Source organism: Streptomyces sp. NPDC090106 (assembly GCF_044747265.1).
Taxonomy (GTDB): domain Bacteria; phylum Actinomycetota; class Actinomycetes; order Streptomycetales; family Streptomycetaceae; genus Streptomyces.
Window position 1 is genome coordinate 146,802 of record NZ_JBIVDS010000003.1, and the last position, 21,056, is coordinate 167,857.

Genomic DNA, 21,056 nt, shown 5'->3' on the forward strand with positions numbered 1-21,056 from the left:
GCGCAGCCTTCCCCGCACCGTTTCCCTTCCGGACCGCCCGCACGAGGAGCCCCCGTATGACAGCACCGCCCCTGACCGGCGAGCGTCTCATCGACGTCATGACCCCCGAGGAGCGGGACCGGGCCCGACGCGTCGAGTCCGTCCTGCCCGCCCTGCGCGAGGCCGCGGCCCGGGCCGACGCCGACGGGGAGTTCCCCCGCGGCCACATCGACCTCCTGCGGGAGGCGGGCCTGCTCGGCCTGGTGGTCCCCGAGGAGTACGGCGGCCTCGGCGGCGGACTGCGCGACCTCGCCGCCGCCACCTACGCCATGGGCACCGCCTGCCCCTCCACCGCGCTCGCCTACTTCTTCCACAACACCAGCGCCTCCCGCGGCCTGCTGCCCCTCGAAGCCATCAAGGCCGGGCTCTTCGAGGAGACGGAGATCCCCGAGGTCACCGCGTTCGCCGAGCGCGTCCTGCGCACCATGTCCGGCGGCTCCTGGCTCGGCAACTTCGCCAGCGAGTCCGTCAAGAGCTCCGGTGCCAACATCTCCATCGCCACCACCGCCCACCGCACCGAGAAGGGCTGGCGCCTCGACGGCGAGAAGTCCTTCGGCTGCGCCACCGGCATCGCCGACACCTACCTCGTCACCGCCCGCCTCGACGGCGTCACCGGACTCGACGGACTCGCCCTCTTCCTCGTCCCCCGCGAGGCCCCCGGCGTCTCCTCCCGCGAGCCCTGGAACGGCATCGGCATGCGCGGCAGCGCCAACCACGGCATCCGCCTCGACGGCGTGACCGTGGCCGACGAGGACGCCCTGACCGTCCCCGGGGCCTTCACCCGGATGCTCAAGGTCAGCCGCGGCAGCTTCGTCGGCAACCAACTGGCCATCGCCGCCGTCTACACCGGCGCCGCCCAGGCCGTCTACGACCACACCCTGGACCGGCTCACCACCAGGACCTTCGCCGACACCGGCGCCCCGATCGCCTCCAGCCCCATGCACCAGGTGCTCATCGGCGACATGACCCAGCGCCTGGAGACCGCCTACCTCTGGCTGCGCCGCCAGCTCGAACTGGAGACCTCGGAGCCGCCGTTGCGCCCCAAGCCCGAGGTGTTCAGCCAGTGGCGCCTCGGCAAGGGCTCCGTCACCGAAGCCTGCTTCGACGTCGCCCTCGGCGCCCTCAAGGCCTGCGGCACCTCCGGAGCCACCCTCGACGGGCTGATCGGCCGCACCCTGCGCGACCTCGCCATGGGGCTCGTGATGACGTTCCCCGCCGAACGCGGACGCCTCGAAGTCGCCAAGCTCGCCACGGACGAACGCGCCAACGCCCTCTTCGCCACCGTGGAGACCGGCCGATGACCGCCCCCCACCGGCAAGGACCGGAAGCCGGACCGTGCGTGCCCGCGCCGGTCGCCGACCTCGTCGACGGCGACTCGACGCCCTGCTCGCCGCTGCCCGACGGCCTCCACCGGCAGAACCCCGCCACCGGGGAACCCCTGGACCCCGTACGGGAAAGCGGCGAGGCCCGCGTCACGGCTGCCCTCGCCGCCGCCGACCGGGTGCACCGCTCCGGCGCCTGGTCCGGACTCCCCGACGAGGCCCGCGCCGACGCGCTCGACGCCGCTGCCGACGCCGTCGAGACCCGCGCCGCCGACATCACCCGCCTCGAATCCTTCGGCAGCGGTGTCCCCGTCGCGCAGACCGCCGTCCTCGGCGTCATCCTCGGCGGCGCCTTCCGCCTCGCCGCCGCCCGCCTGCGGGCCTCCGTGCTGCGCGGCACCGCCGTACGCCCCGACGGCAGGACCGTCACCGTACGCCGCGCCGCCCTCGGCCCCGCCCTGTGCGTCGTGCCGTACAACGCGCCCGCCCCCATGGCCGCCCACAAGGCGGCCTCCGCCCTCGCCGCGGGCTGCCCCGTCCTCGTCAAGGCACCCGAACTCAACCCCTACGGAACCCAGTTGCTCGTCGAGACCGCCGCCGAGGCGCTCGCCGCGACGGGAGCGCCGCCCGCCCTGCTCCAGCTCCTGCACGGCGACGCCGCCACCGGCGCCCGGCTGGTCGCCGACGACCGGGTGCGCGCGGTGTCCTTCACCGGCGGCACCCCCGCCGGCCGGGAGGTCGCCGCCGTCTGCGGACGCGCCCTCAAACCCGCCCAGCTCGAACTCGGCGGCAACAACCCCCTCGTCGTCCTGCCGGACGCCGACACCGCCACCGTCGCCCGGATCGCCACCGAACTGCTCACCACCCTCAACGGCCAGTGGTGCCGCGCCCTGGGCCGGCTCGTCGTCCCCGCCGCCCGGCACGACGAACTCCTCGACGCGATAGGCGAGTCGCTCGCCGCGCTGCGCACCGGCGACCCCCTCGACCCCGCCACCGGATACGGCCCCCTCGCCCACACCCGGCACCGCGACACCGCCCGCTCCGCCGCCGACGCGCTCACCGCCCTCGGCGGCAAGGCGCACACCTTCACCGCCGTGCCCGACGACGGCAACTGGCTCGCCCCGCTGCTGCTCACCGGCGTCCCCGAGGAACACGCACGGCACGAGATCTTCGGACCCGTCGCCACCGTCCACCCCTACACCACCCTCGACGAGGCCGTCGCCCTCGCCGACTCCACCGGCTACGGCCTGGAGGCGTACGTCGCGGGCACCGACGAGGAGGCCGCCCTCGCCGTCGCCACCCGCATCAGAGCCGGAGAGGTCAAGGTCAACGGCTCCTCCGTGCTCAGCCTCCACATGGACACACCCCGCCCCGCCTGGGGCCTGTCGGGACTGGTCGACGAGGGCACCGACGAGACGCTGCTGCACTTCACCGGCGCCCGCGTCACCGGCGTGGAGGCCGGATTCGCCCTGCACACGGGCGACTTCGCATGACCGCCGCGCCCCGGGCCGCCGATCCCGTCCTCGTCGCCGGTGCCGGACCCGTGGGACTCACCGCAGCCCTGGTCCTGGCCCGGGCCGGCGTGCCCGTCACCGTCCTGGAGGCGGGCGCCGCGCTCTCCGGCGAGTCCCGCGCCTCGACCTTCCATCCGCCGACCCTGGAGATGCTCGCCGAACTCGGCGTGGCCCCCGCGCTGATCGACCGCGGCCTCGTCGCCCGCACCTTCCAGTACCGCGACCGCCAGGAGGGCCCCCTCGCCGAACTCGACCTCGGCGTCCTCGACGGCGACACCCCGTACCCGTACCGCGTCCAGTGCGAACAGCACAAACTCACCCCGCTCCTGGCCCAGGCGCTCGCCCGACTGCCGCACACCGACGTGAGGTTCGGATGCGAGGTCGCGGGGGTCCGCCAGGACGCCGACTCCGTCACCGCCGTCCTCGCCGACGGCCGTACCGTGCGCGGCAGCCACCTGGTGGCCGCGGACGGAGCCCACTCCGCCGTACGCCGCGGCCTGGGCGTCGGCTTCGACGGCATGACCTACCCCGAACGCTTCCTCGTCGCCTCCCTCGACGCGGACCTCACCGCCGACCTGCCGGGTCTCGCACCGATCGCCTACGTCCTCGACCCCGACGAATGGCTCGTCCTGCTCCGCACCCCGGACCACTGGCGGGTCCTGCTGCCCACCCCGGAGGGCACCTCCGACGCGGCCGAACTCGCCCGTCTGGACACGCGCCTGACGGCTCTGCGCACGGAGTCCGGCGGCTCCGGCTCTCCCTGGCGCGTGGCCCACGCCAGCCTCTACCGCGTCCATCAGCGCGTCGCCGCCACCTTCCGGCAGGCCCGCGTCCTGCTCTGCGGCGACGCCGCCCACGTCAACAACCCCCTCGGCGGCATGGGCATGAACAGCGGCATCCACGACGCGGTCCTCCTCGGCACCGCCCTCGCCGACCTGGCGCACGACGAGCCGGACGCGGACGCCGCCCTGGACCGCGTCGCCGCAGCCCGCCGCGACTGCGCCCTCACCTACGTCGGCGCCCAGACCCACCGCAACTGGGAACGCCTGCGCGCCCGCGACCCACGACAACGGGCGCAACTCATAGCGGAGTTGCGCGCGACGGCGGCCGACCCGGCCAAGGCGCGGGCCACCCTGCTGCGCACCTCGATGATCGCTTCCCTGCGGCCCGTCTCCTGACCGGCCGGCGGCGCCCTGATCGAGGAAAGCCCGTGACCGGCACGGCCACGGCCTGCCGCCGCGGGCCGCGTCGCCGGGCGAACCGCGCTGCCTCGCACACCACTCGGTGAAGATGCGCCGCACCGTGCCGCGAACCCCGATCAGCCACCCGTCCAGGCCCGTCTCCTGACCGGCCGGCGGCGACCACCTCAGGAGAGCCCGTGACCGACCGGGACAGCTTGGACCGCCACAACCCAGCCCGGACCACCGACCGTGTCGGCTCGGTGCCGATCGCCACGGCCGACGACGTGGACCGGGCGGTGGCCGCCGCGGGCACGGCCGCCCGGGACTGGGTCCGTGAACCGGTCGGGCGTCGCGCCGACGCGCTGCGCGCCGTGGCGGGCACGCTGGAACGCCGGGCCGAGGACACCGCCGTCCTGCTGGCCCGTGAGTCCGGCAAGCCGCTCGCCGACGCGCGGGGCGAGGTGCTCTTCTCCGCCGCCGTCGCCCGCTGGTACGCCGACGCGGCGCCGGGCCTCCTCGCCGACCGGGAGACCGACGACGCACGCGGGCGGCTGACCGTCCGGCAGCGCCCCTACGGCCCGGTCGCCGCGCTCACCCCGTGGAACGCGCCGGTCGTCCTGACCCTCCTCAAACTCGCGCCCGCCCTCGTCGCGGGCAACGCGCTGCTGGTCAAGCCGTCGCCGCTGGCCCCGCTCGCCGTGGACGGCCTGCTGCGCGAGTGCGCCGGCCACTTCCCGCCAGGGCTCCTGCACGTCCTGCACGGCCACGAGGACACCGCCGCCGCCCTGGTGGGACACAGCGGCGTGTTCAAGGTCGCGTTCACCGGAGGGGAGAGGGCCGGCCGTGCCGTCGGCGCGCTCGCCGCCGCCGCGCTCACCCCGACCACCATGGAACTCGGCGGCAACGACCCCGCGATCCTCCTCGAGGACGCCGACCTCACCGACCAGGCCATGGACCGGCTGGTGATGGCCTGCCTGGCAACCGCGGGCCAGGTCTGCATGGCCGTCAAACGCGTCTACGTCCCGCGCTCCGCCCTGGACGGCTTCGTGACCGCCTTCACCGCGGCGGCCGACCGGGTCGTCCGGCTCGGCGACCCGCTGCGCCCCGGCGTGAGTGTGGGCCCCGTCGTCACCGCCGGGTCCGCCGACCGGCTCACCGCGCTCGCCGCGGACGCCGTGCGTGCCGGGGCCCGCGCGATCCCGCTCGGCACCGCCTGCCCCGACACCGATCTGACGGCGGGCCACTTCGTGCGGCCCCTGCTGCTCACCGGGGTGGACGACCGGATGCCCGTGGTGGCCGGGGAACAGTTCGGCCCCCTGGTCCCGGTGCTCGCCTACGACGACGAGGACGACGTCGTGGAGCGCGCGAACGCCGGTGAACTGGGCCTCGGGGCGTCGGTCTGGTCCGCCGACGAGGAACGGGCGTTCACGTTCGCCGCCCGCCTCGACGCCGGTTTCTGCTTCGTCAACACGCACAACCGCACCGGGATGTCCCTGAGGGCCCCCTTCGGCGGCGTGAAACGCAGCGGGCACGGCCGTGAGTACGGCGCCGAAGGGCTGGCGGAGTACGTGCAGCCGTGCGTCGTGCACGCGCCGGGCGCCTTCCGCCGCGGCGGTGGCGGGATGGCGCCCGGAGCGTACCCGGTGCCGGGCCGTTGACCGGTCCGGCACCGGGCGTCCGGCCGGCTCAGGAGACGCCGGTGACCGTCACCTGCGGGTCCGACGCGTCGCCGGTGTGCCACACGTAGTCGGCCGCCGCGTCGTCGCCGAGTTCGGCCAGCAGGAACCTGCCCGCCCAGCGTGCGGCGACCTCGACGCTCGCGTCCTGCGAGAGGGACTGCGTGGTCGTCTCCGCCTCGGCGGGCGACGGGCTCTGCACATCGGTGATGCCGTAGTGGTTGGCGCCGGAGACCCGCACGATCTGTCGGGGCGCGTTCAGCAGATGCGTGTACGTCTGCTCGGCGTCGGCCGGGGGAGCGATGCCGTCGACCGTGCCCTGCACCAGCTGCACGGGGATCTGGTTGTCGACGTCGGCGAAGATGCCGAGGAATTCGTTGTTGGTGCCGTAGAAGGACGCGGCCTTGACCTGGCTGGGCAGGCTGAAGCTCAGCGTCGGACAGAAGACCAGGCTGCACGTGTCCTCGGCGGCGGCCAGCCCCGCCGCACCGCCGAAGGAGTGCCCGAGCAGCCCCAGCTTGGTGCTGCTGACGCGCTTGTACAGCGGGGAGGCGGAGTTGTACTTCTCGTCCTTCATCCAGGCGACGGTGTCGGTGACCTGGTTCTCGGCGGCGTACCGCTCGTACTCGAAGATCATCAGCCGGTAGTGGTTGGGCACCACGACGACGAAGCCCTGCGCGGCGATCGCCGAGGCGTACTTCGCGTACTGGGCCTTGTCGACCTTGGCGCCCTGGAGGATCAGGGCCACCGGCAGACCGCTGGAGGTGCCGGTCGGGTAGTACACGTCGGCGCTGTCGCCGTTCACCGAGGTCTGGTAGGCGGCGACGCCGGTCGCCGCGACCGCCGTGGACGGGGCGGCGAACAGGGCGGACAGCAGGGCCAGGAGGGGAATCAGGAGATGTGCTCTGCGGATTCTCACGGGCTCTCCGGAAGGGGAGGGAGGAACAGAGAAGTTCCTTTATGGGAAACAGAGTTCCACTCAAGGTGACATGAACGCCAGGGGTTCCGTCGTACGTCTCGGAAAATCCGTGCCGCCCCCGACTGTCCTCGCCGTATCGCCGTGACCGCCAACTCGACGTCTGTGCTGCGTACTTGACAGTCGACGGTGTCTTCGCTGTCATCTCCCTCACTGCTGGGACGGAACGAAGTTTCCACAGTGGAAACATCCGTCCGCACTCGGAGGCCCCCATGCGCGCGCTGTCCCGACTGAGACACCTCTGCCCGGCCGTCGCCGCGGCCCTGTGCGTCCTCGCGACCCCCTCGACCGCCCCCGCGGCCACGGCGGTCACCTCGGCGTCGACCACCGTCGACGTCTCCTGTGCCGCCTTCACCTATCACCCCGACGCCGACTGGTACTTCCCGGCCGGCACCCCCAAGGGGCTTGTCTGGCTCCAGCACGGCTTCGCCCGCTCCGGCGTCAACATGGCCGACCTGGCCGAGCACTACGCCGCCGCCGGCTACCTCGTCTTCGTGCCCACCCTGCCGAGCGCCGACATCTTCGGCTGCACTCTCCAGAACCTCGGCAACAACAAGCCGTTCCTCAACAACGTGGCGACCTGGTTCAGCGGCGCCGCGAACGCCTCGGGCCAACTCGCCACCAGCTACGCGCGCGCCGCCGCCCTGGCCGGGCGTACCGGCACGGCACTGCCCGCCACGTTCCTCTTCTCCGGCCACTCCGCGGGCGGTGAGGCCGTCGAGTACGTGGCCCAGCGCCTGCGCGGCAGCTCACCGGCAACCTTCGCCAAGCTCAAGGGGCTTGTCCTGCTCGACCCGGTGGCCTCCGCCATCGGCGACAACACCGCCGCCTCCCTGGCCGGGCTCGCCACCACCTCGCTGCCGGTGCGCACCGTCTCCTCGCCGCCGTACCTGTGCAACAGCAGCGCCAGCGGCACCACCGCGCTCCAAGAGGTCTACGCCGGAACGCCGTTCGTGGGAGTGGAGCTCACTTCCGGGTCCCACGTGGATGCCGAGGGCGCGAGCGTCGACGCGGCGGGATCGCTGGCCTGCGGCACCTCCCAGGCCAAGAACATCAGTGCCCTCCAGACCCTGGCCGTGGGCTGGGCCGCGGACGCGTTCGACGGCACCACGACCGCCACCTACTATCCCGGCGGCACCTACTACCAGTCGCTGCTCCAGGCGGGCACGATCGAGACCCTCGCGGGCGCCGGGGGCTGACGCGCGCAGACGAGAACGCCGGTGGGAGGGGCGCCGCACGGCACCCCTCCCACCGGCCTGACCGACGGCGACTCCGTCGCGGTACGGGTCAGTCGGCCGGTCCGACATGGTCGACCACCGCGCGGTCCGCGAGCCGGGGGCGCAGCCATGAGGCCAGTTCGAGGTGGAGCGGATGCCGCTGATAGGCGCCCAGCCCGTCCGCGTCGTCGTGCCGCGTGACCATGCTCAGGTGGTACGACACCGGTGAACCGACGACGTCCAGGCCGAGCTCGATCGAGCGTATCTCCGGTACCAGCGGCGCGAGTTCGGCCAGCCGGCGTGCGGCCTCGGGCGCGTCGGCCGGGTCGGTGAACCGCATCAGGACGACATGGGTGAGCACCGCGGAGCCTCCGGTGGTCGGATCGGCAATCCCCTCTGTCGCGGGGGCGGTTGCGAGTGTATGTTTGGGAAACGCTGTTCCGCTAGAGGAACCACAGGAGGAAGCCATGGCCCTCGTCGCCGGCTCCGTACGGGTGGCCGCGGCCCAGTTCGCAGTGGGGGAGGACAGGAAGGCCAATCTCGCCGCCGTGCTCCGCGCGATCGACGCGGCGGCGGCCCGCGAAGCCGACCTCGTCGTGCTGCCCGAGTTCTGCAACCACCTCTCCTGGTACCGCGACCGCGCCCACGCGCTGCGTGAGGCGTGCCGCTTGGGGGACACCTTCCTCAGCGCGGTCGCGGGCGCCGCGGCCGGCCACCGGATCTACGTCAAGGTGCACGTAACCCTGGCCACCGAGGCACCCGGAACCGCCCTGGACGCCGAAGGTAGCGGGAGCGACGGATCCGCCGGTTTCACCGAAGTAACCGGGTCGGACGGGGCAGTTGGGACGATCGGGCCCCCCGTCCGCGACGACGGCATGCGCATCACCGCCGCGAGCCTGCTCATCGGCCCCGACGGGCGACTGCTGGGCCGCGCCGACAAACAGACCCTCATGGGCAGTGAGAACGACCACCTCGACCCGGCGGACACCGTCGGCCCGGTGCTCGACACCCCGCTCGGCCGCCTCGGCCTGTACTCCTGCATGGAGGGAGTCATCAACGAGGTGTGCCGGGGACTCGCCCTGCGCGGCGCCCAGGTCCTGCTCAACAGCCTCAACTCCTTCGCCGTGGACGAGGCTTCCCTCCACATACCGGTGCGCGCGGCCGAGAACAAGGTGTGGGTCGTGGCCGCCAACAAGGTCGGTCCGCTCATCCCCGAGAACCATCTCGCCGCCGTGGCCTCCGGCCTGGGCATCCCGCCCGAGGCGCTGCACGGCGCGGGCGGCAGCCAGATCGTCCGCCCCGACGGCACGGTCGCCGCCGAAGCCCCCGCCATCGGGGAGGCCGTGGTGGTCGCCGACATCGAACCGGCCGCTGCCGACGACAAGCGACGCCCCGACGGCACCGACCTGTTCGCCGCCCGGCGCCCCTGGCTCTACGGCCCCGTCGCCCGCCCGCCGCGACCGGCGCCGCCGTTCGCCGCGCGGCGGGCGGACACCGTGACCGCGGCGGTCCTGCGCCCCGACGGCGACGGCCCCAACGCCCTCAGGGAAGCCGTCGCCGGGGCCGCCGAGGCCGTGGCGCGCGGAGCCAGGCTGCTCGTGCTGCCGGAACTGTTCCTCTGCCCCGGCGGCACCGCACCCGTGGACACCGCCCCGGACGAGGGCCTCGCGGCCACCGCCGTCCGTGACCTGGCCGACGCGCTCACCGGTACCGACGCGCTGATCGCCTGCACCCTGCCCGAGGCGGGCGTCCACACGGGATTCCTGATCGGCGCCCACGGGCCGGTCCTGAGGATGCCCCAACTTCACCCGAGCGCACGGCACTCCGCCTGGGCCACCGAGAAACCGGCACCCCCCGTCACCCACGACGCGCCCTGGGGCCGTGTCGCGCTGGTCGTCGGCGACGACACCCTCTACCCCGAGACCTTCCGGCTCGCCGCCCTCGCCGGGGCCGACACCGTCGCCGTCTGCTACAGCGGCGCCGAACCCTGGGAACGCACCCTGGGCCTGCCCGAACGCGCCGCCGAGAACCGCGTCAACGTCGTCGCCGCCGGACACGGCGAAGGCGCGATCCACGCGCTGCCGGGCGACTTCGGCCTCTGGCAGAGCCGGGACGGCGGGTTCACCGGCCGGATCAGCCACCCCCTCGTCACCACCGCGAGCGGCCCCCTCACCCTCGCGCCCATCCACCCCGCCCAGGCCCTCCGCCGCATGGTCTCCCGCAACACCGACCTTGTCGACGGCCGCCCCTGGCGCCTGTCCGGAGCGCTCACGTCACCCGACCCGGGCGCGCTCACCGCCCCGGACTCCGGCGCCGTCCCCGCCTGACCGCGACGGAACACCCGACGGAACACCCGAGCGACCGCGACCGGACCCGCGAGCGACCGCGACGGCACACGCAAGCCCCTCCACGCCACCACCTCGTATCCAGCATCCCGAGGAGCGCCATGGCCGAGACACTCAAGGCCGTGCAGGACATGACGGACGCGGCTCCCGTCACCGACGTCACCGAGACCTTCCAGCAGTGGCAGGAGCTGCTCGCCGAACTCAAAGCGAAGATCGACAACCGGTTCGACCTCACCCGCGACCCCTCCACCCTCGCCCTCGACTCGTACGGCAACCCGCCGCAGAGCCCCGGCGGTTCCCTCGCCGCCTACAGCGGGCCCGAGGTCGACTGGATGGTCCACTCCTGGCTCGGCAACCCCACCCACGGTTTCGCCAACCTCCATCTGACCGTCTGGCTGGGCCCGCGGATCCGGGTACCGCATCTCGCCATCGCGCTGCTGTGCTGGCCGGGCGGCTGGTTCTACCTGGACTCCGTGCCCCGCAGCAACCTGCTGGCCGACGGCGACGCCTACGACCGCTACTACGCCCCGCTGGACGAGGAGTGGCTGAAGGTCCGCGAGAGCCACCCGAAGCTCGACTGGTTCACCAGCCGCGCCGGGTTCATCCGCGCCAGTCTCTCGCCCACCGCCTACTGCTACTCGCTGCCCCGCGACGAGGAGCACATCGACCTCGTCCGCAGGCTCACCCACGCCCATGTGGACCGCTGGCTGGGCTGGGTCGACGCCGCCGAGCCGGTCCCCGAACCGGAACGGGACGCCCTCGCCGCCGCCGACCTCGCCACCCGCCGCAACATCGCCGAACGCGACCCGGCCAACGTGATGGGCGTGCGCTACTTCGGCGAGGCCAAGACCGAGCAGCTGGTGCGCGCCCTGTGGGGCGGCGACCGGGAACTGCCGAGGCCCCGGTGACGACGGAGAGACCGGAACCGGCGGCGAAATCGGAGCCGACCGTACGGGCGTTGTGGTGGGCCTGCCGGGTGCCGGGGCTGAAGGAACCCTTCGACACCGCGCACCTGCGGGTGTTCTACCCGTCCCGGCCCACCGGCTCGGACGCCGAGCGCCTGAGCGGTGAGCTGCCCGCCGACACGGACGGCGCCCCGTACCCGGTGGTCCTGCTGCTGCCCGGCATCAACGTCGGCCAGGACTCCTACCGCTGGCTGGCCATCGAGCTGGCCCGCGCGGGACTCGTCGCGGTCACCGCCGACCTGGTGGGCGAGCTCTTCGCGGGCAGTCACGGCCTCACCCCGGCCATCGACCTGGACGCCGCCTCCCCGCAGGGCTGGGGCTCACGCCCGACGACCCCGCTGATCGGCGCTCTCCTGGACGCCCTGCGCGACCTGGACCGCCGGTCCCCGCTCGCCGGGCTCCTCGACCTGGACCGGATCGCCCTCGGCGGGCATTCCGCCGGCGGGACCGTCGTCCTCCAGTCCGCCGCCCACACCCCGGGCGTACGGGCCGTGTTCGCCTACGCCGCCCACACCCTGGTCGCCACCATGCTCGGCTGGCCCGAGGGCACCGTCCTGCCCGTGGGCCCGGGCATCCCGGTGCTGCTGCTGTCCGGCGAGCACGACGGCGTCATCGCCTCCAGCACCGACCGCTACGCCCCCGAGAGCGGCCGGGCGCCCGCCGACCCGGTGCTGCGCACCTTCGACGAGGCCGTCCCGGACAGCGGCGGTGCCAGCGCCTGGGCCCGGCTGTCCTGCGCGAACCACTTCACCGCCTGCGACCCCCACGACCCCACCGGAGGCCGGGGCTTCCTGGAGACCCCGCCCTCCGGAGCGCCGTCCGACCCGACGGCACCCCGCGCCCTGCTGGGCCGCCTGGTCACCGAGTTCTGCGTGTCCCGGCTGCGCGACGACCCCGCCGCGGGCCGGCGCCTGGACGACCTGCTCGCCCCTCCGCACCCGGGCCTCGCGGCCGTACGCCGCCGCTGACCGTTCACCGCCCCGAACGACCGAGGAGTGCCTTCCCCGCCATGTTCAAGAACTTCTGGTACGCGGTCGAGTTCTGCGACCGCGTCGGGCGCAAGCCCGTCAAGGTGGTCTGTCTGGGCCAGAGCCTGGTCCTGTACCGGAGGAAGGACGGCACCCCCGTCGCCCTCTCCGACCTGTGCGCCCACCGCGGGGCCGCCCTCTCCGGCGGCACCCTCCGCGACGACCAGGTCGTCTGCCCCTACCACGGCTGGCGCTTCGACGCCGAGGGCGCCTGCACCCTCATCCCCGCCAACCAGCCGGGCCGCGGCATCCCCAAGAAGGCCCGCGTCGACGCGTACCCGACCCAGGAACGGTACGGGTTCGTCTGGGTGTTCCTCGGCGACCTGCCCGAACGGGAGCGCCCGCCGCTCCCGGTGTGGCCCGAGTTCGACGAACTCCTGGAGAACGGCGGCCGGTTCCGCGCCGTCACCGGCGAGTACCTGTGGAACTCCAACTACGAGCGGGTGCTGGAGAACGGCTGCGACATCGCCCACACCCCGTTCGTCCACGCGGGCTCCTTCGGCAACCCCGACCGCCCCGAGGTCGAGGAGTACACCCTCGAACAGCCCGACGAATGGTCGGCGTTCGCGACCGTCGCGCTCCACCCGCCGACCGCCAAGGGCCTGTGGGCCAAGCTCTACGCCGACCGCAGGTCCCAGGGCACCGAGCGCCCGCCCGTCGTCACCACGGCCGGCTGGATGCTGCCCAACCTGATCAAGCTGCACGTCCGGCTGCCGTTCGGCAACATGATCATCTACGACACGAACATCCCCGTCGACGAGACCACCACCCTCGTCAAGTGGGTCGCCCTGCGCGACTTCTTCACCGGTTCCTGGGCGGACGCCAACACCCGCAAACGGGTCTACCGCATCTTCGGGCAGGACGCCCCGGTCGTCGACGCCACCCGGCCCGAACTCCTCCCCGCGGACCTGGGCGCCGAACTCCATCTGCGCTCCGACCTGATCTCCGTCGCCTACCGGCGCCGCCGCCAGGAACTCGCCGCCAAGGGCTGGTCCGTGGGCCCCGCCGACCGCATCACCGGCGACGTCCCCGAACGCACCTCCACGGTCATCGCCTCCCCGGGACGCCGCGAGGTGCCCGAGTTCGCCCGCGCCTGGGAACAGAAGGCCCACGGGTTCCACCCCACGGTGGAAAGCGCCGAACAGGACGCCGAGCAGGAAGCCGAACAGGTCGCCGGGCAGGCTGCTGGGCACGTTGCCGAGCAGGCCACCGAACGTGCCGCCGAGCAGCCTCGCGGACAGGCCGTCGACCCCACCGCCCACCAGCCCGCCGCTCAGTCCGAGAGCGAGTGAGACGATGCCCGACACCCCTGCCTCGCCGGACCCCGCGACCGCTCAGGACGGCCCACCCGCCGCCCTGTCCGCACGCGTCCTGGACCGGCTCGTCGCGGCCACCGGAGTCCAGGAGGTCCCCACCCCCTGGGCGGTCCTGACCGGACAGGCCTTCCCCGGCCCGGTCGGAGCGGTGCGCTGCTTCACCGGTGACGGACCGGTCGCCTCCGTCGTCCACATCTCCCTGGTCGTCCCGCCCATCGGCCTCGACAGCCACATGGTGTTCGCCTTCGGCACCGCCGACGGCCCGCTGCCCCACTTCACCCTCGACGCCGTGCGCACCGGCGACGCGTACGCCTTCCACCTCGACCTCGTCCAGCGCGCCGACCTCGCCCCACACGCCGCCTACACCGACGCCGCCTACGGCCCGCTCACCGAGAGCCACGAACAGGCCGCCTCCATCGAGGGGTTGACCCCGGCCCACGTGGGTCCCCGGCAGCGCGCCCTGATGTCGCCGTGGATGCTGGTGCACCGTGCCGACGAAGCCGCGCTCACCGCGATCGGACCCGTCACCGACGCCTACCTCACCCACTGGCTCGCCCTCGCCGCCGACTTCCCCGCGGATGCCGCCGAGGACGTCAAGGACACCGACCTCGCCGAACGCGACGGCCGGGTGCGCGCCCTCCTGTTCAGCCGGGAGATCGACCCGGTCTGGGCACAGGTGGACCGCCTCCTGGGCGCGGACACCACCGACGCGCTGCGCACCCTTCTCATCACCGGCCGCCCCGCCCCGGAGGACCCCGCATGACCGGCATCCGCCCCGCCGAAGCCGCCCCCGGCCCCAGCGTCTGGCAGCAGCGCATCACCGGTGAATGGCACGGCCGGCCCTCCCTGTTCGACGCCACCGGCACCTGGTGCGGCTACGAGGACATCCGCCGCTCCTCCGAACACACCGACGGCACCACCGTCTACCGCATGGACGGCGGCCTGGAGGCGGGCGGCGCCCTCGCGGGCCGCTTCCGGCTCGCCGCACCCTTCGCGTTCGGCGTCACCGACTCCGACAGCAGCCGCATCTACCAGGGCCCCGACTTCCACGGCAGCGGACAGCCGTACGGCACCTTCGTCGATGCCCGCTACTACGGGCCCGGCTGGCAGGTCGGCCTCAACACCTGGAACCACGTCCTGCCCGACGGCGACGTCCAGGTCTACTCCTCGATGCTCTACCAGGGCTGGACCGTCGTCGGCTGCTTCAACGGCATCTACCGCCGCACCCTCGACACAGACCCCGACACCGACCCCGGCACCCAGGCGATGATCGACTCCCACCTCGCCGCCGAGACCCGCAACGGCCCGGTCCCGTGGATCCTGCCCACCAAACAGGCGGGCGTGTTCGCGGGGGAGTGCGAGGCCTTCGGCCCCGACCAGAAACCGCTCGGCGCCGTCCGCGTCGAGAACCGGCTCACCCCGCTCGACCTCCTGCGCACCGAGCACCACCTCACCTGGAGCGGCGGCGGCCTCGACCGCGAGGCCACCGTGGTGCGCCGCCGGGACGGCACCCGCGAGTTCTGGGAGGGCCCCGGTGCCTGGGGCAACGCCCAGGCCTTCGGCCGCGCCAACTTCCCCGTCTGGCACTTCACCGACGCCCCCCACCGGGTCGTCGCCCGCGAGTACGCCCTCGACGCCACCCCCGGGATGAGCGCGGGCGGCCGACTCGCCGTCACCTACGAGCTGTTCGACGGCCAGAGCCTCGCCGCGGTCGTCCACGGGGTCCTCGACTGGACGACGACATGACCGCCCCCGCCACCGGCCCGGTGGTGGTCATCACCGGCGGCACGCGCGGCATCGGCCACGGCCTGGCCCGCGCCTTCCTCGACCGCGGCTGCCGCGTCGCCCTGTGCGGACGCACGGAGAAGGCGGTCGAGACCGCGGCGGCCACGCTCGACACCCCCGACGGGAGGCTGCTCGCCCGCACGGCCGACGTCACCGACCGGGAGCAGCTCGCCGCCCTGTGGGACGCGACCGAGACGGCCTTCGACACCGTCGACGTCTGGATCAACAACGCGGGCGCGGCCACCGCCCGGCGCCCCCTGTGGGAACTGAGCGAGTCCGGGACCCGGGACGTCGTGGAGGCCAACCTCCTGGGTGTCGCCAACGGTGCCGCCGTGGCCGTCGCCGGGTTCCTGCGGCTGGGCCGCGGCGAGGTCTGGAACATGGAGGGCTTCGGCTCGGACGGCCGCCAGCTCCCCGGCCTCGGCGCCTACGGCACCACCAAACGCGCCGTCACCCACCTCACCCGGGCCCTCGCCACCGACCTGCGCGACCACGCCGTACGCAGGCCGCACGACGTGCGCGCCATGGCGCTGTCGCCCGGCATGGTCGTCACCGACGTCCTCACCCACGGCTACACCGCCGAGGAGTACGAGAAGGCCCGCAAGGTCTTCGACATCCTCGCCGACCGGGTGGAGACGGTGACGCCCTGGCTCGCCGACCGCATCCTGTCCGGGCGGACCCGCAACGGTGGCCGTGTCGCCTGGCTGACCCGCCGCAAGGCCGCCGCCCGCTTCGCCGCGGCGGCCTTCCGCAACCGCTCGGTCATGCCGCCGCGCCCACCGGACGCGGCCCCGGACGGTCCGCACGCCCACCGTTCCGAGGAGGCCGGACGATGAGTCACCCCGTCGACTACCCCGTGTCCCTGGCCGTCGAGGACTTCGTCCCGGTGCTCCTGACGGCCGTCGCCGCCGCCCGGCTCGTCCGTCCCGCGGCCCGCACCGGACGCGACGGGCGGCTCCTGGCCCTCGCGGGAACGGTGCTGATCGCTTCCGGCGGCCTGTCGAAGGCGGTGTGGAAACTGGTCGTGGCCCTGGACGGCCCGGACATCCAGCCCTTGAACAAGGCCCTGTTCCCCCTCCTGTCGGCGGGTTTCCTCCTTCTGTCCCTGGCCTTGCTGCGCTTCCCGCTCCGGACCGAGGGCGTGTCGGCCTCCGCCGACACCTCACGCCTGCGCTGGGTCTTCGCCGGACTGTGGACGGCCGTGTCGGCGCTGTCCCTCGCCCTCGGCTCGACGGCACCGGTCATGGTGCTGGCCATCGCCGCCGTCACCGTCTGCGCGATCCGGCTGATCCTGCTGGCCCGCGCCGCGGGAGACACGCTCGCCGCGTCGGCGGCCGGATTCTGGCTGCTGGGGATGTACGTCCTCGGCCCGCTCGCCGCCCGCCCCGACCAGAGCGTGGCCCTCCAGTGGATCGAACAGTCCTGCAACACCCTCACCCAGGCCGCCGCCGTCCTCGCCGCCTGGCGTCTGGCACCGGTCCTGGCCGCGGAGCCGGACACCTCCCTGCCCGTTCCCGCATCCGACGACCGGACGGTGACCTCATGACCGACGCCCTGGGCTGGCGCCGCAAGTTCGGTGTCATCGCGCCGAGCACCAACACCATCGTGGAACCGGACTTCGCCCGTATGACGGTCCCCGGAGTCACCTCCCACTTCTCCCGCATCCACATCCGCGACCAGAACATGGACGGCGACGCCGGCATGGAACGGCTCCTGGAACAGATCCGCGACGAGATCGGCGCCGCCTGCGAACGGGTCCTGACCTGCGAACCCGACTACATGGTGATGGGCATGTCCGCGGAGACCTTCTGGGGCGGCGTCGAGGGCAACCGCGAGTTCGTCAAGCAGATCAACGACATCACCGGCCTCGACGTCGCCACCGGCGCCGAGGCCTGCGAACGCGCCCTCAAGCTCTTCGGCGCCCGCCGCATCGGCGTGGTCACCCCCTACCAGCCCGTCGGCGACGCCAACGTCCGCCGCTTCTTCACCGAACTCGGCTTCGAGGTGGCCGGCGTCGTCGGCCTCCGCTGCCCGACCGCGGTCTCCATCGCCCACGTCACCGAGGACGAACTGCGCAAGGCCCTGCGCGACCTCGCCGCCCTCGATGACGTCGACGCCCTCGTCCAGTGCGGCACCAACCTCTCCATGGTCCGCCTGGCCGACGAAGCCGAACGCTGGCTCGGCCTCCCGGTCATCGCCATCAACGCGGCCACCTGGTGGATGGCCCTGCGCGACAACGGCATCACGGACCGGGTGGAGGGGGCCGGGGTGCTGCTGCGGGAGCACTGAGTCCTCCCCGCCAGGCCGGCCCGCCCCCTGGTGCGGGGCGGGCGCCCCGTGGTGGTCAGTGCCCGACCGCGCTCTCGGCGTACGTGGCGAGAAGGGCGAGGCCGAGAAGGGCGAGCGAGGTGAACGCGGCGGCGCCGTGCCACACGGCGGTGTGCGGGGGAGCGCCGTCCAGCCGGTCCAGGGTGCCGTACGCGATGCCTCCGAGCAGTGCCAGGAGCAGCACCACCAGGACGAGCAGGGGACGGGAGGCCGACAGACCGCTCACCGTGAGCGTGGTGACCGCGGTGAAGGCCACGCCGGATCGCTGGAGCGCGGCGGGGACCGTGGCACCGCCCGCGCGATGCAGCACACCGGCGCCCAGCGCGAGCAGAGCGCCGATCAGTACGGCGGTCGTCAGGGGCCAGACCGGCGAGCCGGCGCTCGTGAGGGCGAGGGTGAAGTGCTGGTGCATGGAGGTCCTTTCACACGGCCCGCGGCGACGGGAACGCCGATGACGGGTGGCGGAAGCGGACCAGCCCGAGGGCACGGCGGATCGCCGACTTCGTCAATGTCCGGGTGAACGGCCTGGTCGTGGCGCTACGTTGAACCACCCGAGTCGGCCGAGTCGGGGTGAGTCATGTCATGTCCGGCGATGGGGGGAACCGTGCCGCACCAGGACCACGGGCAACCGACGGGTTTCACCGAGGCGTTCTTACAGCTGCACCGACTCGCGGGCGAGCCGCGAGCGAGCCAGATCCTGGAACGCGCCGCGGCCCTGCGCCTGGTGGACGAATCGATCCGCGCGCTCGGCGCGCCGCCCGCGGACAGCACGGTCGACGGCTGGCTGCGCAACGGTCGCGTCCCCCGCCGGGAGAAGCACCTGCTGCTCGTGGTGAGAGTGCTGACACGGATGGCCAGAGAGCGTGACCGGCCCCGGAGCGTGCCCGCGCATCTGACGGAGCCCGACGCCTGGCGCAGACGCCTCGCGGAGAAGGCCGACGGCCCGCCGCACCCAGGGCCGGGTGCGTTCCCCGAGCAGCCGGTGGGCGCCGTACCCGCCCCGCCTTCCGCACCGAGCGCACCCGTGCTTCCCGTCGCGGATCGGCGACGCGTCCTGCGCCGTCCCGCCCTGCTGGTGCTCGCCCCGCTCGTGGCACTGGCCGGCGTGCTGTGGCTGACGCACCCCTGGGGCTCGGACGACCGCGACCCGACGGGGGACGCCGGCAGCACACGCGTGAAGGACAGGGCCGTCGGGGTCGAGAACAAGGACAGTGCGGGCGCGCCCGTGAAGGTGGTCTCGGTCGGGCGCCTCAACACCGGGAACAACAGCTGGGCGTTCGAGGATCCCCGCACGCTGTCGACGGACGACCTCGCGGCCATCGGGAACCAGACGTCACAGGCTCACTACGACTCCTGGTTCCTCGAGCGCGACGCCGTCCCGGTCGGACAGCGCCAGGACCAGATCCTGCTGGAGGGCAACTCCGACCGTACCGTGCGCGTCGTCGGTCTGGAGATCGACAAGAAGTGCCGCAAGCCGCTGGACGGAACCCTCTTCTACAACCCGAACGCGGGCCAGGACACCTCCGTGATCCTCACGGCCGACCTGGACCAGCAGTTCCCGCTGATCGGGAGCACGGATCCCGAATCCGACCCGGACGAGGCCTATTTCGACAGCCACTCGATCTCCCTCAGGAAGGGGGAGCAGATCCGCGTGGTGCTGCTCGCGACGACGAACCGGCAGTACTGCGAGTACAGCGTCGACCTGAGGATCGCGCACGGCGACGAGACGCTCACCCAGACCGTCAAGGACAACGGACGTCCCTTCCGGCTCACCGCCGACCCGGCCGGATCGACGGACGACCCGCACTACCTCAGCGCCTACCGGAAGGCGTACATCGCGGGAGTCGTCGCGGCCTCCGCGTGCCGGTCGGACGTGGACCGCTTCCTCGCGGTCGACCCCCGGACGTTCACTTCCGACACCGTGGTGTGCTCCTGACGCCTTCCCGGACACTTGTCCGACCACGGCTGTGTTTTCCGGCGGCGGCGGGGCACTCGCACGGCACACGGGCGACGAGCTCCGACGCGAAGGGAAACCCCTCATGCTGGCCATCATCTCCGCAGTGCTGTTCTTCATCTCCTTCCTCATCAACGCCGCCGAGATCTCCACCAACGACGTCTTCAGCTCGACGAACGTGATGCTGCTCGGGCTGACCGCGCTCGCTCTGCACCTCGCGGGTGTGGGGACCGGCTGGTCGCGGGGCGGTCGCAGACGCTGACCGTGCCGTGGCCGTCAGCCGGACCGGCGCTCGATCTCCGCGGCCGGGAACGGCGTCCGCTTGCTCTCGGTCAACAGGCGCCGGAAGAAGGCGTCCACGGCGAGGGCGCGGCGTGCGTGCCGGTCGAGGAGGGCCGTGATCGCGGGTGGGATGCCGTCAGGGCGCCCGCCCGCGATCCAGTCGCGCAGGAAGACATCGCGTTCCGCGTCACCGCGCACCCCGTCGAGCAGGTGGAAGCGGAGCAGATGGCTCGCGATGTAGAGGCGGTCGTAGGCGAGATGGGCCGACAGGAAGCCGGACTCGTCCGCCGACAGGTCGAAGCGCGCGCTCAGCGCGAGTCCGAAGTCGGTGAAGTACAGCCGGTGTCCGTCGGTGAGGATGTTGCCGAAGTGGGCGTCGAAGTGGACCAGTTCGCGCGAGCTCATGAAGGCCGCCACGTCCATCAGGGCCTCTTCCGCCCAGCGGTGGCCCGCTCCGTCCCCGCCTCCCCGGATGCCGAACGCGTCCTGCTCGCCCAGCCATTCGGCCAGCGTGTGCGGCACGTGTTCCAGGAAGACCGTCAGGCTGAAGGCGGACCGGCCGATGGCCTCCAACCGACGGCGCACCGCCGGTGATCCCTCCCAGTGGGCGACGGCCCCCTCCAGCCCGCCGAACGCGTCGGTGAAGCCCTCGGGAGGGGAGTCGGGCAGCACCCGCCAGTGGTACATCAGAGGGAACGCCGCACAGTCGTCGGCCAGGACCCAGTTCGTGGTCATGGTGTGCGCGGCGAGTTCCCGCCAGGCTCCGAACCCGGCCGAGCCGACGCCGTACTGGTAGAACAGCGGAAGTCCGAAGAGATTCGCCGTCGACCTCACGTTCTCCGGGCACAGTTCGACGTCCGTCAGCGGGATCCGTTTGACGAAGACGCGCGTCCCGTCGACGTCGGCCTCCGCCGATCTGCCGCCGATCCCCTCACCGAGCGGGGTGGCGGCGGCCACGACCTCGCCGAGTTGTCCGTCGCTCAGCAAGGAGAGCCGCGTGCTCACGTGCCCGTACGCGGTGAGGCGCGCCGAGCGCGTCGGGCCGCCTCGGTCCAGCATCGACCACTCCTCGGTGCCCGAACCAGGGCCTGTGCCGTCAGGGATACGCCACCGACCCTACGCCGCCGG

At 73.0% G+C, this 21,056-nt stretch carries 20 protein-coding genes; 16 read left to right on the forward strand and 4 right to left on the reverse strand.

What is annotated here, in order from left to right; all coding sequences use genetic code 11:
• Nucleotides 1-56 precede the first annotated feature (56 nt).
• The 4 genes from ACIPSE_RS10600 (at nucleotide 57) to ACIPSE_RS10615 (ending at nucleotide 5,714) form a co-directional block, all read left to right on the forward strand.
• On the forward strand, nucleotides 57-1,340 hold the full coding sequence (locus ACIPSE_RS10600) for an acyl-CoA dehydrogenase family protein (protein WP_401660137.1): 1,284 nt from the start codon (nucleotides 57-59) through the stop codon (nucleotides 1,338-1,340).
• Nucleotides 1,337-2,854 (forward strand): aldehyde dehydrogenase family protein, encoded by a 1,518-nt coding sequence (locus ACIPSE_RS10605; RefSeq protein WP_401660140.1) that lies wholly within the window; start codon nucleotides 1,337-1,339, stop codon nucleotides 2,852-2,854. The genes ACIPSE_RS10600 and ACIPSE_RS10605 overlap by 4 nt, the downstream gene beginning before the upstream one ends.
• The gene (locus ACIPSE_RS10610; protein ID WP_401660142.1) at nucleotides 2,851-4,053 is read left to right on the forward strand and encodes an FAD-dependent oxidoreductase; all 1,203 of its coding nucleotides are present in this window, start codon (nucleotides 2,851-2,853) and stop codon (nucleotides 4,051-4,053) included. The genes ACIPSE_RS10605 and ACIPSE_RS10610 overlap by 4 nt, the downstream gene beginning before the upstream one ends.
• A 200-nt stretch (nucleotides 4,054-4,253) precedes the next feature.
• Nucleotides 4,254-5,714, forward strand: a complete 1,461-nt coding sequence (locus ACIPSE_RS10615; RefSeq protein ID WP_401660145.1) for an aldehyde dehydrogenase family protein — start codon at nucleotides 4,254-4,256, stop codon at nucleotides 5,712-5,714.
• Between the two features lie 28 nt (nucleotides 5,715-5,742).
• Here the strand turns inward: ACIPSE_RS10615 and ACIPSE_RS10620 are convergent, their stop codons facing one another.
• Nucleotides 5,743-6,651: a dienelactone hydrolase family protein gene (locus ACIPSE_RS10620; RefSeq protein ID WP_401660147.1), complete on the reverse strand. Its 909-nt coding sequence runs from the start codon at nucleotides 6,649-6,651 to the stop codon at nucleotides 5,743-5,745.
• Between the two features lie 269 nt (nucleotides 6,652-6,920).
• Here ACIPSE_RS10620 and ACIPSE_RS10625 point away from each other — a divergent pair, with 269 nt between their 5' ends.
• On the forward strand, nucleotides 6,921-7,907 hold the full coding sequence (locus ACIPSE_RS10625; RefSeq protein ID WP_401660150.1) for a hypothetical protein: 987 nt from the start codon (nucleotides 6,921-6,923) through the stop codon (nucleotides 7,905-7,907).
• Between the two features lie 88 nt (nucleotides 7,908-7,995).
• Here the strand turns inward: ACIPSE_RS10625 and ACIPSE_RS10630 are convergent, their stop codons facing one another.
• Nucleotides 7,996-8,286 (reverse strand): Dabb family protein, encoded by a 291-nt coding sequence (locus ACIPSE_RS10630; protein WP_401660153.1) that lies wholly within the window; start codon nucleotides 8,284-8,286, stop codon nucleotides 7,996-7,998.
• A 106-nt stretch (nucleotides 8,287-8,392) separates the two neighbouring features.
• On the opposite strand from ACIPSE_RS10630, the gene ACIPSE_RS10635 reads away from it, so the two are divergent.
• The 9 genes from ACIPSE_RS10635 to ACIPSE_RS10675 all read left to right on the forward strand — a co-directional run bounded on the left by ACIPSE_RS10635 (nucleotide 8,393) and on the right by ACIPSE_RS10675 (nucleotide 17,653).
• On the forward strand, nucleotides 8,393-10,252 hold the full coding sequence (locus ACIPSE_RS10635; protein ID WP_401660156.1) for a nitrilase-related carbon-nitrogen hydrolase: 1,860 nt from the start codon (nucleotides 8,393-8,395) through the stop codon (nucleotides 10,250-10,252).
• A gap of 119 nt (nucleotides 10,253-10,371) precedes the next feature.
• Nucleotides 10,372-11,178, forward strand: coding sequence for a hypothetical protein (locus tag ACIPSE_RS10640; RefSeq protein ID WP_401660159.1), 807 nt, complete (start codon nucleotides 10,372-10,374; stop codon nucleotides 11,176-11,178).
• The gene (locus ACIPSE_RS10645) at nucleotides 11,175-12,203 is read left to right on the forward strand and encodes an alpha/beta hydrolase family protein (protein ID WP_401660161.1); all 1,029 of its coding nucleotides are present in this window, start codon (nucleotides 11,175-11,177) and stop codon (nucleotides 12,201-12,203) included. The genes ACIPSE_RS10640 and ACIPSE_RS10645 overlap by 4 nt, the downstream gene beginning before the upstream one ends.
• Nucleotides 12,204-12,244: 41 nt before the next feature.
• On the forward strand, nucleotides 12,245-13,555 hold the full coding sequence (locus ACIPSE_RS10650; protein ID WP_401660164.1) for a Rieske 2Fe-2S domain-containing protein: 1,311 nt from the start codon (nucleotides 12,245-12,247) through the stop codon (nucleotides 13,553-13,555).
• A 4-nt stretch (nucleotides 13,556-13,559) separates the two neighbouring features.
• Nucleotides 13,560-14,342: a hypothetical protein gene (locus ACIPSE_RS10655; RefSeq protein WP_401660167.1), complete on the forward strand. Its 783-nt coding sequence runs from the start codon at nucleotides 13,560-13,562 to the stop codon at nucleotides 14,340-14,342.
• Nucleotides 14,339-15,325 (forward strand): hypothetical protein, encoded by a 987-nt coding sequence (locus tag ACIPSE_RS10660; RefSeq protein WP_401660170.1) that lies wholly within the window; start codon nucleotides 14,339-14,341, stop codon nucleotides 15,323-15,325. Before ACIPSE_RS10655 ends, ACIPSE_RS10660 begins: the two co-directional genes overlap by 4 nt.
• Complete coding sequence (locus ACIPSE_RS10665) at nucleotides 15,322-16,200, forward strand: SDR family oxidoreductase (protein ID WP_401660172.1); 879 nt, start codon at nucleotides 15,322-15,324, stop codon at nucleotides 16,198-16,200. The genes ACIPSE_RS10660 and ACIPSE_RS10665 overlap by 4 nt, the downstream gene beginning before the upstream one ends.
• Nucleotides 16,197-16,910, forward strand: a complete 714-nt coding sequence (locus ACIPSE_RS10670; RefSeq protein ID WP_401660174.1) for a hypothetical protein — start codon at nucleotides 16,197-16,199, stop codon at nucleotides 16,908-16,910. Before ACIPSE_RS10665 ends, ACIPSE_RS10670 begins: the two co-directional genes overlap by 4 nt.
• Nucleotides 16,907-17,653, forward strand: a complete 747-nt coding sequence (locus ACIPSE_RS10675; RefSeq protein WP_401660177.1) for an arylmalonate decarboxylase — start codon at nucleotides 16,907-16,909, stop codon at nucleotides 17,651-17,653. Before ACIPSE_RS10670 ends, ACIPSE_RS10675 begins: the two co-directional genes overlap by 4 nt.
• A 55-nt stretch (nucleotides 17,654-17,708) precedes the next feature.
• On the opposite strand, the gene ACIPSE_RS10680 is transcribed toward ACIPSE_RS10675, so the two are convergent.
• Entirely contained in the window at nucleotides 17,709-18,104 is a 396-nt protein-coding gene (locus ACIPSE_RS10680; RefSeq protein WP_401660179.1) for a hypothetical protein, read from the reverse strand.
• Nucleotides 18,105-18,296: 192 nt separating this feature from the next.
• Here ACIPSE_RS10680 and ACIPSE_RS10685 point away from each other — a divergent pair, with 192 nt between their 5' ends.
• Nucleotides 18,297-19,628, forward strand: coding sequence for a hypothetical protein (locus ACIPSE_RS10685; RefSeq protein ID WP_401660182.1), 1,332 nt, complete (start codon nucleotides 18,297-18,299; stop codon nucleotides 19,626-19,628).
• A 103-nt stretch (nucleotides 19,629-19,731) separates the two neighbouring features.
• Nucleotides 19,732-19,908, forward strand: a complete 177-nt coding sequence (locus tag ACIPSE_RS10690; protein WP_401660185.1) for a hypothetical protein — start codon at nucleotides 19,732-19,734, stop codon at nucleotides 19,906-19,908.
• A 14-nt stretch (nucleotides 19,909-19,922) separates the two neighbouring features.
• Here the strand turns inward: ACIPSE_RS10690 and ACIPSE_RS10695 are convergent, their stop codons facing one another.
• Nucleotides 19,923-20,987 (reverse strand): protein kinase family protein, encoded by a 1,065-nt coding sequence (locus ACIPSE_RS10695; protein WP_401660188.1) that lies wholly within the window; start codon nucleotides 20,985-20,987, stop codon nucleotides 19,923-19,925.
• Nucleotides 20,988-21,056: the final 69 nt, after the last annotated feature.

Excerpts from the sequence above, each read along its gene's own strand:
- ACIPSE_RS10600 (WP_401660137.1), top strand. The coding sequence starts at position 57 with ATGACAGCACCGCCCCTGACCGGCGAGCGTCTCATCGACGTCATGACC.
- ACIPSE_RS10605 (WP_401660140.1), top strand. The coding sequence starts at position 1,337 with ATGACCGCCCCCCACCGGCAAGGACCGGAAGCCGGACCGTGCGTGCCC.
- ACIPSE_RS10610 (WP_401660142.1), top strand. The coding sequence starts at position 2,851 with ATGACCGCCGCGCCCCGGGCCGCCGATCCCGTCCTCGTCGCCGGTGCC.
- ACIPSE_RS10625 (WP_401660150.1), top strand. The coding sequence starts at position 6,921 with ATGCGCGCGCTGTCCCGACTGAGACACCTCTGCCCGGCCGTCGCCGCG.
- ACIPSE_RS10635 (WP_401660156.1), top strand. The coding sequence starts at position 8,393 with ATGGCCCTCGTCGCCGGCTCCGTACGGGTGGCCGCGGCCCAGTTCGCA.
- ACIPSE_RS10640 (WP_401660159.1), top strand. The coding sequence starts at position 10,372 with ATGGCCGAGACACTCAAGGCCGTGCAGGACATGACGGACGCGGCTCCC.
- ACIPSE_RS10650 (WP_401660164.1), top strand. The coding sequence starts at position 12,245 with ATGTTCAAGAACTTCTGGTACGCGGTCGAGTTCTGCGACCGCGTCGGG.
- ACIPSE_RS10655 (WP_401660167.1), top strand. The coding sequence starts at position 13,560 with ATGCCCGACACCCCTGCCTCGCCGGACCCCGCGACCGCTCAGGACGGC.
- ACIPSE_RS10660 (WP_401660170.1), top strand. The coding sequence starts at position 14,339 with ATGACCGGCATCCGCCCCGCCGAAGCCGCCCCCGGCCCCAGCGTCTGG.
- ACIPSE_RS10665 (WP_401660172.1), top strand. The coding sequence starts at position 15,322 with ATGACCGCCCCCGCCACCGGCCCGGTGGTGGTCATCACCGGCGGCACG.
- ACIPSE_RS10670 (WP_401660174.1), top strand. The coding sequence starts at position 16,197 with ATGAGTCACCCCGTCGACTACCCCGTGTCCCTGGCCGTCGAGGACTTC.
- ACIPSE_RS10675 (WP_401660177.1), top strand. The coding sequence starts at position 16,907 with ATGACCGACGCCCTGGGCTGGCGCCGCAAGTTCGGTGTCATCGCGCCG.
- ACIPSE_RS10680 (WP_401660179.1), bottom strand. The coding sequence starts at position 18,104 with ATGCACCAGCACTTCACCCTCGCCCTCACGAGCGCCGGCTCGCCGGTC.
- ACIPSE_RS10690 (WP_401660185.1), top strand. The coding sequence starts at position 19,732 with ATGCTGGCCATCATCTCCGCAGTGCTGTTCTTCATCTCCTTCCTCATC.
- ACIPSE_RS10695 (WP_401660188.1), bottom strand. The coding sequence starts at position 20,987 with ATGCTGGACCGAGGCGGCCCGACGCGCTCGGCGCGCCTCACCGCGTAC.